We start from the raw sequence: 14,362 nt of genomic DNA, 5'->3' as shown, positions 1-14,362 counted from the left end.
GTGGGCGTGCGAGGTTTACGCTCGTTGCGTCCTACGCTGAACCGTCGTTCACGGGAGGATGCGTCGGAGCGCTGGCTAGCAGCTCATCGCTGTCGTCTTTCAAGCCCACCCCTGTCAGTCTCAGCTTCCTTGCCTGCGTGAGCAGATAGTGCAGCTTGTGCGCGGCCTGCGGATAGTCGAGGCCTTGCGGGCGCACGTTGGAAATGCAGTTGCGCTGGGCGTCGCTGCACCCCGTTTTTGGCGCGTACGTGACGTAGATGCCGAGGCTATCCGGTGAACTCAAACCCGGCCGCTCGCCGATCAGCATCACAACGATTTTCGCGTCGAGCAATTCGCCGATCTCGTCGCCGAGTGCGACGCGCGCCTGACGCCCGACCACTACGGGACCGATGGTCCAACCCGCGAGCTTTGGATGTATAGCTTGCAGCAACGGTACAGCCTGCTTCGATGCGGCGAACGCCGATAGACCATCGCCGATCACAAACAGCACATCGCTTGATTGCGATGGCAGTCGGGCAAGCGTCGCGCGACTCTCCTCCGACAGACGCCGCCCGAGATCAGGGCGCCTCAAATAATGCTCGCGATCCGGCGCGGCGCTATGCACGTCGAGCGTGTTGAAACCTTGCGCGCGCAGCTGTGCGTGCAGCGGGTCCACGTCGAGCGGATGGTGCACGGCGTCGCGCGCCTGCGCATGCGCGAGATTGAACGCGAGCAATGGTGCGGTCGGCAGGCTGTTGCCCGCGCGGCCCAACGCGATGCGTGCCTGCGTAAACCGACGCAGTGCGCTCCACGGGTCCTTGTCGAGTGCGTCGTTCTCGCTCATGCGATCCCCATCCAGTCGCGCGCACCTTCGAGCAGCGGTTGCCGCGCCGATGCGCCGATCAACGCGCCGCGTGCGTCGATGATCTGCATCGACTCCAGCCATTCCTCGAATTCCGGCGCGCGGCGCAAACCGAGCACGTCGCGCACGTACAGCGCGTCGTGAAAGGACGTGCTCTGATAGTTGAGCATGACGTCGTCCGCGCCAGGTACGCCCATGATGAAATTGATGCCCGCTACGCCGAGCAGCGTCAGCAGATTGTCCATGTCGTCCTGGTCCGCTTCGGCGTGGTTCGTGTAGCAGATGTCGCAACCCATCGGCACGCCGAGCAGCTTGCCGCAGAAGTGATCCTCGAGACCCGCGCGCGTGATCTGCTTGCCATCGTACAAATACTCGGGGCCGATGAAACCGACTACCGTATTCACCAGAAACGGCTTGAACTTGCGCGCGACCGCATAGGCGCGCGCCTCGCAGGTCTGCTGGTCAACGCCGAAATGCGCATCCGCCGACAACGCGCTGCCCTGCCCCGTTTCGAAGTACATCAGATTGCTGCCGACGGTGCCGCGTTGGAGCGACAGCCCCGCCTCGTATGCTTCCTGCAGCAGCGCGAGCGAAATGCCAAAGCTCGCGTTCGCTTTTTCGGTACCGGCGATCGACTGGAATACGAGATCGACCGGCGCGCCTTTTTCCATCGCGGCGATCGTGCTCGTCACGTGCGTGAGTACGCACGACTGCGTCGGTACCTGATAGCGCTGGCGGAAGTCGTCGATCATCTGCAGCAGCTTCGTGATGGCGGCGAGGTTGTCGCTCGCGGGGTTGATGCCGATCAGCGCGTCGCCGCAGCCGTACATCAGGCCGTCGAGCATCGAGGCGGCGATGCCTTTGACGTCGTCGGTTGGGTGGTTCGGTTGCAGGCGTACGGACATGCGGCCCGGTAAACCGACCGTGTTGCGAAAGCAGGTGATGACCGGGCGTTTACGGGCGGCGGTGATCAGGTCCTGGTTGCGCATCAGCTTTGAGACTGCGGCGACCATTTCTGGTGTTAGGCCCTCGGTGATGCGGGTGAGTGCGTCGGTGTCGGTTGTGGTGCTGAGTAGCCAATTGCGGAAGTCGCCTACCGTCAGATGGGAGATTTCGGCGAAGGCTGCTGGCGAGTGATCGTCGATGATCAGGCGGGTGACTTCGTCGGTTTCGTAGGGGATCAGCGGTTCGTTCAGGAACGTGCGTAGCGGCACCTCGGCGAGCGCCATTTTGGCGGCGACCCGCTCTTCTTCGCTCGCTGCCGCGATGCTTGCGAGCTGGTCGCCCGAGCGTTGCGGGCTCGCCTTCGCGAGCAGGGTCTTCAGGTCGGCGAAGCGGTACGTGCGACTGCCAATCGACTCGGTGTAGCTCATGTTTGCGGCTCCATCGCCTCGCGCGAACGCGGGTAGGAATGGGAACGGCGGTTACATGCTGCAGGTTGCTTGCTGCTGGTGCTGGTGCTGCGCACTACACGATAGCGCCAAACGGCGGCAGCGTCACGTTGCGGAGATTGGGGCTGTTTGCCGATGCTGTGTTTGGCGCTCCTGCTCGCGTCCACGGGGCGCGGTCAACAGGCGCTCAACCCCTTTGTGCGCACCGCTTGAAATCCGCAGGATTTGGTAAACGGCCGACACTCGCTGACGTGATACTTTGTTCGCATCGTCTCGCGCCAATTTTCTGCGGTCCAGTCATGAACGAATCAGACCATCGGGCTCGATACGAGACACGACTCGCACGCGTGCTCGACCATATCTACGATCACCTCGACGAACCGCTCGATATAGGACGGCTTGCGGAGATTGCGTGTCTGTCGCCGTATCACTGGCACCGGATTTATCAGGCGATGTATGGCGAGACGGTCGCGACGACCGCGCGGCGTTTACGGTTGCATCGCGCAGCGGGCTTTCTTGCGAGTAGTTCGATGCCGATTGCTCAGATCGCCGAGCGTTCGGGGTATAGCAGTTTGCAGTCTTTTCGCGGACGTTTCGCGCGGTGTTTGGTGTGCCGCCGGCGCAGTATCGCAGGCAAGGCACGCATAGCCGGTTTCGGCCGGCGCTTTCAGGAGACGATCAGATGACGATGATTCGTGAGGTCATGATTCGTTATATGGAGCCGATGGAGATTTTGTCGGTCGATCATGTCGGACCTTATATGCAGATCGGAAAGGCTTTTGATGCTTTGTTGGGGTGGCTTGCGAAACATAATCTGCTGGAGGCGCAGATGCGGATGATCGGGGTTTACTTCGATGATCCGGGAGTGGTCGAGGAGAAGGCGTTGCGGTCGAAGGCGGGTGTGTTGTTGCCGGGGCCTGTGATGGCTGAAGTGACTTCGGCTGTTGGGATGGGTGGGGCGGTTTCTGCCACGCGTATACGCGGTGGGGAATATGCGGTGTTGCGGCATGTTGGGCCGTATAGCGATATGCGAGCGGCTTATGAGTGGTTGTACGGGACCTGGCTCGTGCAGTCTGGGAGGGAGGCAGCGGATGCGCCGGTGTTTGAGGAGTATTTGAACAGTCCCAAGGAGACTGCGCCTGCGGAGTTGGTTACGGAGATTTGTTTGCCGTTGGGGTGAGGTGTCGGTGGCTGGGTTGGTGCTCGCTGGTTCTGCGTCCTGCGATGTTGCTGTCGTTATGTGCGTGTACGTTGCGCGTGTTTCGGCGTGCTTCTCCGGTTTTTATAGTCTTTATATATGTATACGTAGTAATAGTTAACAAGTGGGGCGTTCGGCTGTGGATAACGTGGAAGTTCGTTTACGGATCAACGCGCTGCAGAATCGATAACCCTTGGGAGCGCGGGCGGACAGGTTAACGGAGCCAGGGAGAAGTTTTAGCCGACCGGCTAACGCGGCGCATTTATCAAGGTTTCGCCCACAATATGTTCGGTTGTTTTTACAAAAGTTTTCCAAAGGGGGATGTGGATAAGTGGCCTCGAGTGAAAGGCCATTTTTTGAAGATCTCGTTAGCGGCAACTGAATAGTGGCGACCCGTTCGCGCAGAAAGCAAATCTCCGCGCGTTTTACGTCACAGCCCAAAGCAATGCTGTTCCCGCCAGTTTCAACGGAATTACGGGGCACGTGTCGGTGTCGGCTTAAGCGTAGTGGTAACCAGGTTGGCTATTGCCTTCTTCGTTTGCTCCGTCGCGCTCTCGTCGTACCCGATTGTCACGCCCCGTTCGACACAGGGGTCCGCATATGAGAACGGCAGGTTGCTTTTGACGTTGAGCAATTGTCCGGCGCTGTGTTCTTCCCATGCACAGTTGCGCACGGTTTGCGCTTTTGGCAGTGAGGTTGGATGCGCGAAGGCGCGCCCATCGAAGATATGATTGGCCCTGGCAAACTCGGTGAGCTCTACGTCCACCCCCTTGGCCTTCAGCCGTTCCACATAGGCCTTGCAAGGCCCAATCGGGTCATAGTTGTCTGCGCTTCCATGGAATATGCGAATAGGAGCCTTTGAAACGTTGTCGTCATCGAGGTAGCGGGCACTGCAGTCTGGGTAAAGCGGAACATAGGCGGCAAATCCTGGCGTGGACGCATCGGCATGCGCTTTCTGGAAGCGCGTCATGCTCGCGTAGAGCGTGCCTTGCCCGCCACGAGAAAAACCCATCAGCATCACGCGGCTCGCGTCGACACGAGGGTGTTTGGAAATAAGGCTGAGCGCGCGATACGCGTCTTCTATCTGGGCGAGTCTGCCAAGCTGACTCTGGTCATTGATTGTGTTTTGTATGCCTCGGCCCGTGAAACTGTCGACCACGAAAGTGGCAACGCCCAATGACAGGAACCACTGCTCCCAGTCCGTTATCTGGCCGCCGATACCCCCGGACGGGTGCAGCAGTATGACGGCGGCCAGCCTGTCGGTCCCGGGGCGAGGCAGCCGCAATTCACCGGCTATCGTCACGCGCTTGCCGTCTTCGCTTCCGGCCAGAAATTGCTCGTCTGTGAGCGTCATCGACTCGAATGGAATGACTTCCATTCGCGCCACCTGCGCGTAGAGGACGCGCGGAATGCAAAGGAGCACAAGGACAAGCAAAAGGAACGGCACGCCTCTCACACTTGCGGACATGGCCCTCTCCCTTGAGTACGGACAGACTTATTTATGCTGCGTTATAGGCGGTCCGGACAGGAATGCAATGCGAATGACAGAATTGTCGTGATACGACAGACGGTGACGGCAGAGGGCAGAGGGCAGAGGGCAGGCACTTTATCGATTCGCCGGACGCACATGCCCAGAAAACGAGGATTCGAGTCGCTTTTAGCCGTCCGGAGTCGCCGAGCGGGGTCGGCGCGCGAGCGTAGCGCCGATTTCACTTCGCCGCCCCCAGGTTGATTCCTGAGCGGGAGAGGAGCAAAAACCCGAAGAAAGCCACCAAGAGCTGTTTGGCCTGAATGGCGACTCCGCGAGCAGGAAGAAAAGCTCAAGCAGTATCAACACGTCGACGTATTGTTCATCAGCCTGACTATTAATAAAAAGACCCATAAGTTTCTCAACTTATGGGCCCGTTTTTCTCAGGTTATGCGTCTACCTACATACACCCTCAAACGTCGATATTCCCCGCCCTCAACGCATTCGACTCAATAAAAGCCCTGCGCGGCTCCACATCATCCCCCATGAGCGTAGTAAAGATGCCATCAGCAGCAATAGCATCCTCAATCTGCACCCGAAGAAGACGCCGCACCGCAGGATCCATCGTCGTCTCCCAAAGCTGCTCCGGATTCATCTCCCCGAGGCCTTTATAGCGCTGCTTGGACATATTCCTCTCAGCATCAGCCAGCAGCCACTTCATCGCACTCTTAAAGTCGGTGACAGCCATACTCCGCTCCCCACGCTTGATCACAGCGCCAGAGCCAATCAACCCCTTGAACGTATTAGCGGTCGTCACAAGCTGCTGATAATCCGCAGTCAACTGAAACTCTTCATCGATCACAGAAATCTTCTGATTCCCATGATGCGTCCGCGCGACGCGCAGCGAGCGCAGCTCCCGCACAGGGTCATACATCGTGGTCACGGTCACCTCGGGCTTCAACGCATCATCCCGCAGCTTCGCTTCGAGCGCGCGCGCCGAAGCCTCGGCCGCCTGCTCACTGGACAGATCGATAGCAACCCCATCCATCACGGCCTCGAGCGCACCCGCGTCATACAGCCGGCTCAACCGATCAACCACTGCCTGCGCCAACAGATAAGCCCGAGCCAACTCACCCAACGGATCCCCGGTAATCGGAGTCGCACCTTCAGAAGCCACCAACTCCGACCCTTGCAACGCAAGCCGAAGAATATGAGCGTTGACTTCCGACTCATCCTTCAGATACCGCTCATCCTTCCCCGCCTTGATCTTGTAAAGCGGCGGCTGCGCGATATAGATATACCCTCGCTCGATCATCTCCGGCATCTGCCGATAGAAGAACGTCAACAACAGCGTCCGGATGTGCGCGCCATCGACGTCAGCATCGGTCATGATGATGATGCGGTGATAGCGCAGCTTGTCGAGGTTGTAATCTTCCTTGCCGATCCCGCAGCCAAGCGCGGTAATCAGCGTAACGATCTGCTCGGAAGAAAGCAGCTTGTCGTAGCGCGCCTTCTCGACGTTCAGCACCTTGCCGCGCAGCGGCAAGATAGCCTGAAACTTCCGATCACGCCCCTGCTTCGCCGACCCTCCCGCCGAGTCGCCCTCGACGATATAAATCTCCGACTTCGCCGGATCCTTCTCCTGGCAATCCGCGAGCTTGCCGGGCAAACCGACACCATCGAGCACGCCCTTACGACGCGTCATCTCACGCGCCTTGCGCGCCGCGTCGCGGGCACGCGCCGCATCGACGATCTTGCCGCAGATGATCTTCGCGTCGCCCGGCGTCTCGAGCAGGAATTCCTCGAGCGCCTTTGCGACCACTTCTTCCACCTGCGCGCGCACTTCCGACGACACCAGCTTGTCCTTCGTCTGCGAGCTGAACTTCGGCTCCGGCACCTTCACCGACAGCACGCACGACAGCCCTTCACGCATGTCATCGCCCGACGTTTCGACCTTCGCCTTCTTCGCGACTTCGTGATCGGCGATGTACTTGTTCAGCACGCGCGTCATCGCCGCACGCAGACCGGTAAGGTGCGTGCCGCCATCGCGCTGCGGAATGTTGTTCGTGAAGCACAGCACGTTTTCGTTGTAGCTGTCGTTCCACTGCATCGCCACTTCGACGCCCACACCATCCTTCTCGCCCATGATGTGGAAGATGTTCGGGTGCAGCACGGACTTGTTCTTGTTGATGTACTCGACAAAACCCTTCACGCCGCCGACGAACGCGAAATCCTCTTCCTTACCCGAGCGCTGATCCACCAATCGAATCCGCACGCCGTTATTGAGGAACGAAAGCTCACGAATCCGCTTCGCGAGAATGTCGTAGTGGTATTCAACATTGCCGAAAATCTTTTCATCGGCCATGAAATGCACTTCGGTGCCGCGGTTTTCGGTGTCGCCGATCACCTGTATCGGCGACGTGGTCACGCCGTCGATCTCTTCGAGCACGCGGTTCTGCGGCACACCACGGTGGAATTCCATGAAGTGCTTCTTGCCGTCGCGGCGCACGGTGAGGCGCAACCACGCCGACAGCGCGTTCACGCACGACACGCCCACGCCGTGCAGGCCGCCCGACACCTTGTAGCTGTTCTGGTCGAACTTGCCGCCGGCGTGCAGCTCGGTCATCACGATTTCGGCGGCGCTGCGCTTCGGATCGTGCTTGTCGTCCATCTTGAGGCCGGTCGGCACGCCGCGGCCGTTGTCGGTGATCGACACGGAGTTGTCCGCGTGGATGATCACCTGGATGTCGTTGCAATGGCCAGCGAGCGCTTCGTCGATCGAGTTGTCGAGCACTTCGAACACGAGGTGGTGCAAACCGGTGCCATCCGATGTATCCCCGATGTACATCCCAGGCCGCTTGCGCACGGCTTCCAGACCTTCGAGGATCTGGATGGACGAGGCGCCGTAGCTGTTATCGGGCTGCGTATTGTTCGTTTCAGTCATGGATTTTTTCCGGTTCTGCGTTACTGCAAGGTTGCTGCTCTGGACTTTTCAAAACGCCATAAAAACGCCAAAGGGGCGCTGCGCCCCTTGGTGTTCTTCTTGATGTTGGACGCGTCAGATGCGCATCGGCATCACCACGTACTTGAATTCGTCGTTCTCGGGAATCGTGATCAACGCGCTGGAGCTGGCATCACCCAGGCTCACCTGCAGCATGTCGACCTTCAAATTCGCGAGCACGTCGAGCAGATACGTGACGTTGAACCCGATATCGACGCTGTCGCCGTCGTATGCGATTTCCAGTTCTTCCTGCGCCTCTTCCTGATCGGCGTTGGTCGACATGATCTTCAACTGGCCCGGCTCGACGATGCAGCGCACGCCCTTGAACTTATCCGACGTCAGAATCGCCGCGCGTTGCAGCGAACGCTGCAGTTCTTCGCGGCCAATCTGGAATTTGTTCTTGTGCGACTTCGGAATCACGCGCTGGAAGTCGGGGAACTTGCCTTCCACGAGCTTCGACACGAGTTCAACCTGACCGAACGTGAACTTGACCTGCGTCTGCGCGATGTCGATCTTCAGCGTGTCGTCGATGTCTTCGAGCAGGCGCTGCAGTTCGAGAATCGTCTTGCGCGGAATGATCACTTCGTGGCGCGCGAAGGAGCCCTCGATCTTCATCGACGAGAACGCGAGACGGTGACCGTCGGTCGCGACCGCCATCAGCTGATCGCCGTCCACCACCAGCAGCATGCCGTTCAGGTAGTAGCGGATGTCCTGCTGGGCCATCGAGAAATGGACCATGCCGAGCAGCTGGCGGAACGTCTTTTGAGGAACCACCAGGCTCGCGCCGTAGTCTTTGGCCTGAGCGACGGTCGGGAATTCGTCCGCGGCGAGCGTCTGCAGCGCAAAGCGGCTCTTGCCGGATTGCACGGTCAGACGCTTGTCGTTCAGCGTCAGCGTGACCTGGCCGTCAGGCATCGCGCGCAGAATGTCGAGGAGCTTGCGCGCCGCCACCGTGGTCGCGACCGAATCGCCGCCCACGCCGAAATCGGCGCGCGTGGTGATCTGCAACTCCAGGTCGGTCGACAGGAACGATACGTCAGGACCGTTCTTGGTGATCAGCAAATTGGCGAGGATCGGCAACGTATGGCGGCGTTCGACGATGCCGCTCACGGTTTGCAGCGGCCTGAGGAGGTTGTCGCGTTCGGTCTTGACCAGTTGCATAGGGTTCCTTCGTTGATATAACGGCCTGCACGCCTTACGGGACAAGCTTTTCAGCGCGCAGCCACGGCTCCCCGTCGGCGCCCTGAAAAGCGCCCGACACGGCGTGAAATCCGCCCGTCGCCGCCGGGCGGTTAAACCTGTATTGTGCCTGAAAACGGGACCGCCTCACTAAAATGGGGGCGAGTTCGGGAATAAACAGGTCGATTTTGTAGGGCGTGGTCCGGGCTGCCGCCGACTTGTCGCGCCGCTGCGCGGCGCTACCGGTTCGTAGGCTCGTTTTTCCGCCACTCCTGGCCGGTTGCGCCGCAAATTCGTCACGGGTTTGCCGCGCTTTTTACGTCGCTTCTGCCCGCTTACCGTCGCGTTCCTTGTCATTTCCCGTTCGGACCCGACAGCGCCGCCGGGTTGTGAGTCCCCTGCCCGTTTCTCGATTTACAGCGTTTTCGCGGCCTCATTCAAACCACTGCGTAGCCGCTTCCAGCGTTTCCTGCCGCCGACGTCCGTTTCACGGTCGCGTGCGGCCAGCCCCCGTTTAGCCCTTCAGCGTCTGCTCCAGCACGTGCAGTTCGTGATTCAGCTGCGCGTCCTTGCTGCGCTCGTCGGCGATCTTGCGCACCGCGTGCAGCACCGTCGTGTGGTCGCGCCCGCCGAAAAGCTCGCCGATTTCCGGCAGACTCTTCTGCGTCAATTCCTTCGCCAGGTACATCGCGATCTGCCGCGGCCGCGCGATGTTCGCCGGACGCTTCTTCGAATACATGTCCGCGACCTTGATGCTGTAGAAGTCGGCGACCGTTTTCTGGATGTTTTCCACCGAAATCTGCCGGTTCTGCACCGTCAGCAGGTCTTTCAGCGCTTCCTTGGTCAGTTCGATCGTGATTTCGCGGCCGTGGAACTTCGAATACGCGAGGATCTTGCGCAGCGCGCCCTCGAGCTCGCGCACGTTCGAGCGGAGATGCTTCGCGACGAAGAACGCGACGTCCTCATTCAGGCTCACGAACTCCGATTGCGCCTTGCGCATCAGAATCGCGACGCGCATTTCGAGTTCGGGCGGCTCGATCGCTACCGTCAGGCCGGAGTCGAAGCGCGAGATCAGGCGATCGTCGATACCCGAGATTTCCTTCGGATACGTATCGCTCGTGATGATCACTTGCGCCTTGTTGGCGACCAGCGCCTCAAAAGCGTAGAAGAATTCCTCCTGCGTGCGCGACTTGCCCGAGAAGAACTGAATATCGTCGATCAGCAGCAGGTCGAGCGAGTGGTAGTAGCGCTTGAAGTCGTCGAACGCCTTGCGCTGGTACGCCTTCACGACATCGGACACGTACTGTTCCGCGTGGATGTAGCGAATCCGCGCGCCGGGTTTGTCCATCAGCAACTGATTTCCGATAGCATGGATCAGGTGTGTCTTGCCGAGGCCCACGCCACCGTACAGGAACAGCGGGTTATACGAAATGCCGGGGTTGTCGGCGACCTGGATCGCCGCGGCGCGCGCGAGCTGATTCGCCTTACCGGTCACGAAGTTGTCGAAGGTCAGCACGGGGTTCAGCTTCGAGCGCTCGTACATCGAGTCGCTCTCGCTGGATGCCGTGGCGCCCACGCCTTGGCCTGGGCGCCACGTGCGGCGTCCGGCGGCGGCTTCGTTCGCGTCCAGGCTCGGCAGATCGAGATCTGCAACGTCCTCGGCGGCGCTGCGCGAATTCGCGTTTTGCGCTGCGAATCCCGCAGCCGCGGCTGCGGGATTCGCGCGCGCGGCATGCGCGGCGTGCACGGCGCCGACAGCCGCATCGACGGCCGCGACGCCACCGGCATTACCGCCCTGCGGCGCGGCCGAAGCCGGGCGTGCCGACGACGGAGCCGGCGCCGCGGCCGTTGGGCTACGCATGCCGGCCTTCGGATCCAATACGAATTGCACGTCCACCGGCACATGCCAGAAATCGCGGGCCATATCCGCGATGCGGCCGGAGAACTGGCTCTTGACCCAGTCGAGCTTGAAGCGGTTCGGCGCGGCAATGCTCAACGTGTTCGCATCGGCGTCGAAGGCGACCGGGGCCAAGGGTTTGATCCACGTCACGTACTGCTGGGGCGTAAGCTCACGCTCCAGCAATGCGGAACAGTGTTGCCAGAATTCGTTCATCAAGTTGCTATCGTTATGGTGTGCACGGCGGTCGCCGCTGCCCCTGTCGCGCACGCGCAACAAGGCCCTGAGCAGCCAGGCGTAACGGCCCCAGGCGCCTGTGCCACAAGGGTCTGCGGGACAAGCGTGCCGGAGCGGCGTGCAACATTTTTGGGAAGTAAGGCGAGATTCTAACGCCAAAACGAACCCGAAAGTGAGTTATCCACAGGGACCGATCGCTTGGGCCGGCAACCCCCGGCTGCGCCAGACGACGGCTAAACTATTGACGGCCAACGGAAAACCAGTTTAAATAGCGGGTTCCGCGAAAACCAATTTCAGTAAACCACCGGCCATTGCGCTTTCAGCGATGATCGCGCGGTTTTTTTCGATCAAGTGAGAGCAACATGAAACGTACTTACCAACCTTCCGTTACCCGTCGCAAGCGCACCCATGGCTTCCGCGTTCGCATGAAGACCGCTGGCGGCCGCAAGGTCATCAACGCACGTCGCGCGAAGGGCCGCAAGCGCCTCGCGATCTAAGGTAAGCGGATTGCGCGCTGTGACCGAAACCCGCGGCGAAGCGGGAGCGGCCGGGGCGCAGCAACCGGGCTCGGTTCCGTTGCGAGCGCAAGCCGCCTTCCCCAAAGCCGCAAGGCTGCTAAAAACGGATGAATTTTCATCCGTTTTTCGTTTGCGGCCGTGGCGCCGTACCGCACACTTCGTCGTGTACGGCCGGCCCACCGGCAACGAGGCGCGTCTTGGCCTCGTGATCGGTAAGAAGTATGCGCCGCGCGCGGCTACGCGGAATCTGGTGCGCCGGATCGCGCGCGAAGCCTTCCGGCTGCGTCGCGCGGAATTCGGCGGTTGGGATGTGCTGCTGCGTCTACACGCGCGTTTCGACAAAAAAGCTTTGCCGAGCGCGTCGTCGTCGCCGTTGAAGGCGCTGTGCCGCAGCGAAATCGAGGCGCTGCTCGACAAGGCAGCGCGCGAAATTACCCGTCGTCAGGCGCCGCCCGCGGAGGCGCCCAGGACGGAATGACGCAGTGACCGCCCGCACCACGGTCGCCGCAACGGGCGTTGCGCCGGCAGCTTCAGAGCGCGGGCGTCGTCCTGTACTTCACGTTGCGCGGCGCCGTACGGCCGCACCTGCCATGCAAACGGTACTCTTCGCTTTATTGCGCTTTTACAAGCTTGCCGTGAGCCCCATGCTCGGCAACCGGTGCCGTTTTTACCCTTCCTGCTCTGATTACGCGCGCGAGGCAATCCAGTATCATGGCGCCGCGCGCGGGACTTATCTCGCCGTGAGGCGTGTTTGCCGCTGCCACCCGTTTTCCGCGGGCGGCATCGATCTCGTCCCGCCACCCACTTCTGAAAAGCGCTGACGCGCCGTTCCATCGACACTGAGACAACGCATGGATATCAAACGCACCGTCCTATGGGTCATCTTTTTCATGTCAGCTGTCATGCTGTTCGACAACTGGCAACGCGACCACGGACGCCCGTCGATGTTCTTCCCGAGCACGACGCCGACCCAGACCGCCGGCAGCGCCGCGCCGGGCACCACGACACCGGGCACCCAGCCGGCCAATCTGCCGGCCACCAACGCGGCCGCGCCGGGCAACGCGCCAGCGGCCGAGCAATCGCAGCTCGTGAAGTTCGGCACCGACGTCTATAGCGGCGAAATCGACACCCGCGGTGCCACATTGTCGCGCCTGTCGCTCGTCAAGCAGGGCGACGGCAAGCAGCCGGATCTCGTGATCACGCTGTTCGACAAAACGAACAATCACACGTATCTGGCGCGCACTGGCCTGCTCGGCGGTGACTTCCCGAATCACAACGACATCTTTACGCTGATGCCGAATCAGCCGACCCATCTGGCCGACGGCCAGAACTCGTTCCAGATGAGCTTCGAGTCGCCGGAAAAGGGCGGCCTCCGGGTCATCAAGACGTATACGTTCACGCGCGGCAGCTACGTGATCGGCGTCGAGACGAAGGTCCAGAACGTCGGCACCACGCCGGTGACGCCGCAGATCTATATGGAGCTCGTGCGCGACGACCAGCCGGTCGAAACGCCGCGCTTCTCGCACACGTTCATCGGACCGGCTGTCTACACGAACGAGCATCACTTCCAGAAGATGACGTTCAGCGATCTCGACAAGAACAAGGAAAACTTCGCGACGTCGGCCAACGACGGCTGGGTCGCGATGGTCCAGCACTACTTCGCGTCGGCCTGGATTCCGCAGGAAGGCGTGAAGCGCGAGTTCTACGCCGAGAAGATCGATCCGTCGCTGTATCGCGTCGGCATGAAGGAGGCGATGCCGACCATTCAACCGGGCCAGACCGTCAGCGTGTCCGCGCGTCTGTTCGCCGGTCCGGAAGAAGAAAAGATGCTCGCAGGTATCGCGCCGGGTCTCGATCTGGTGAAGGACTACGGCTGGGTCACGATCATCGCGAAGCCACTGTTCTGGCTGCTGTCGAAGATCCACAGCTATGTCGGCAACTGGGGCTGGTCGATCGTGCTGCTCACGGTGCTGATCAAGGCGGTGTTCTTCCCGCTGTCGGCCGCGAGCTACAAGTCGATGGCGCGCATGAAGGCGATCACGCCGCGCATGCAGGCGTTGCGCGAGCGTTTCAAGGGCGATCCGCAGAAGATGAACGCGGCGCTGATGGAGCTGTACAAGACCGAGAAGGTCAATCCGTTCGGCGGCTGTCTGCCGGTCGTGATCCAGATCCCGGTGTTCATCTCGCTGTACTGGGTGTTGCTGTCGTCGGTGGAAATGCGCGGCGCGCCGTGGATTCTATGGATCCATGATCTGTCACAGCAGGACCCGTACTTCATCCTGCCGATCCTGATGGCCGTGTCGATGTTCCTGCAGACCCGCTTGAACCCGACGCCGCCGGACCCAGTCCAGGCGAAGATGATGATGTTCATGCCGATCGCGTTCTCGGTGATGTTCTTCTTCTTCCCCGCAGGTCTCGTGTTGTACTACGTCGTGAACAACGTGCTGTCGATCGCGCAGCAGTACTACATCACGCGGATGATGGGCAGTTCGAAGGCGAAGCCGGCCTGATGTTCCGTCCGGTGGCGGCCCGCAGGGCCGCCGTGACGCAAGCTCAAAACGAAAAGCCGCCCGGTGCGAACCGGGCGGCTTTTTTTATGGTGCGGTTGTAGGAAATGCGGCGGGCGGCTGCG

10 protein-coding genes and 1 pseudogene are annotated in these 14,362 nt (G+C 60.5%); 5 read left to right on the top strand and 6 right to left on the bottom strand.

The annotated features are described in order from the left end of the window. Nucleotides 1-31: 31 nt before the first annotated feature. Complete coding sequence (gene eutC / locus OKW29_RS35740; protein ID WP_429294247.1) at nt 32-823, bottom strand: ethanolamine ammonia-lyase subunit EutC; 792 nt, start codon at nt 821-823, stop codon at nt 32-34. Continuing rightward, nucleotides 820-2,214: an ethanolamine ammonia-lyase subunit EutB gene (locus OKW29_RS35735; protein WP_429294246.1), complete on the bottom strand. Its 1,395-nt coding sequence runs from the start codon at nt 2,212-2,214 to the stop codon at nt 820-822. Before OKW29_RS35735 ends, eutC begins: the two co-directional genes overlap by 4 nt. A 317-nt stretch (nt 2,215-2,531) precedes the next feature. Here OKW29_RS35735 and OKW29_RS35730 point away from each other — a divergent pair. Next, nucleotides 2,532-3,412 (top strand): annotated as a pseudogene (locus OKW29_RS35730) (AraC family transcriptional regulator). Between the two features lie 490 nt (nt 3,413-3,902). On the opposite strand, the gene OKW29_RS35725 reads toward OKW29_RS35730, so the two are convergent. The 4 genes from OKW29_RS35725 to dnaA form a co-directional block, all read right to left on the bottom strand. Continuing rightward, nucleotides 3,903-4,898, bottom strand: coding sequence for a dienelactone hydrolase family protein (locus OKW29_RS35725; RefSeq protein WP_429294245.1), 996 nt, complete (start codon nt 4,896-4,898; stop codon nt 3,903-3,905). A 472-nt stretch (nt 4,899-5,370) separates the two neighbouring features. Then, nucleotides 5,371-7,842: a DNA topoisomerase (ATP-hydrolyzing) subunit B gene (gyrB, locus tag OKW29_RS35720; protein WP_429294244.1), complete on the bottom strand. Its 2,472-nt coding sequence runs from the start codon at nt 7,840-7,842 to the stop codon at nt 5,371-5,373. 114 nt (nt 7,843-7,956) lie between these two features. Next, complete coding sequence (dnaN, locus tag OKW29_RS35715) at nt 7,957-9,060, bottom strand: DNA polymerase III subunit beta (protein ID WP_090802283.1); 1,104 nt, start codon at nt 9,058-9,060, stop codon at nt 7,957-7,959. A 532-nt stretch (nt 9,061-9,592) separates the two neighbouring features. Next, nucleotides 9,593-11,191 (bottom strand): chromosomal replication initiator protein DnaA, encoded by a 1,599-nt coding sequence (gene dnaA / locus OKW29_RS35710; RefSeq protein WP_429294243.1) that lies wholly within the window; start codon nt 11,189-11,191, stop codon nt 9,593-9,595. A gap of 383 nt (nt 11,192-11,574) precedes the next feature. On the opposite strand from dnaA, the gene rpmH reads away from it, so the two are divergent. The 4 genes from rpmH to yidC all read left to right on the top strand — a co-directional run bounded on the left by rpmH (nt 11,575) and on the right by yidC (nt 14,240). Next, entirely contained in the window at nt 11,575-11,709 is a 135-nt protein-coding gene (gene rpmH / locus OKW29_RS35705; RefSeq protein WP_004198824.1) for a 50S ribosomal protein L34, read from the top strand. Between the two features lie 19 nt (nt 11,710-11,728). Then, on the top strand, nt 11,729-12,208 hold the full coding sequence (locus tag OKW29_RS35700; protein WP_409259079.1) for a ribonuclease P protein component: 480 nt from the start codon (nt 11,729-11,731) through the stop codon (nt 12,206-12,208). A 112-nt stretch (nt 12,209-12,320) separates the two neighbouring features. Then, on the top strand, nt 12,321-12,551 hold the full coding sequence (gene yidD, locus OKW29_RS35695; protein ID WP_167050029.1) for a membrane protein insertion efficiency factor YidD: 231 nt from the start codon (nt 12,321-12,323) through the stop codon (nt 12,549-12,551). Nucleotides 12,552-12,581: 30 nt separating this feature from the next. Then, the gene (yidC, locus tag OKW29_RS35690) at nt 12,582-14,240 is read left to right on the top strand and encodes a membrane protein insertase YidC (protein WP_429294242.1); all 1,659 of its coding nucleotides are present in this window, start codon (nt 12,582-12,584) and stop codon (nt 14,238-14,240) included. Nucleotides 14,241-14,362: the final 122 nt, after the last annotated feature.

The sequence above is a fragment of the Paraburkholderia sp. CI3 genome, from assembly GCF_050436505.1.
In the GTDB taxonomy this organism is placed as follows: domain Bacteria; phylum Pseudomonadota; class Gammaproteobacteria; order Burkholderiales; family Burkholderiaceae; genus Paraburkholderia; species Paraburkholderia tuberum.
Note: the sequence above shows the minus strand (reverse complement) of the source record. Positions and strands in the feature narration are given on the sequence as shown.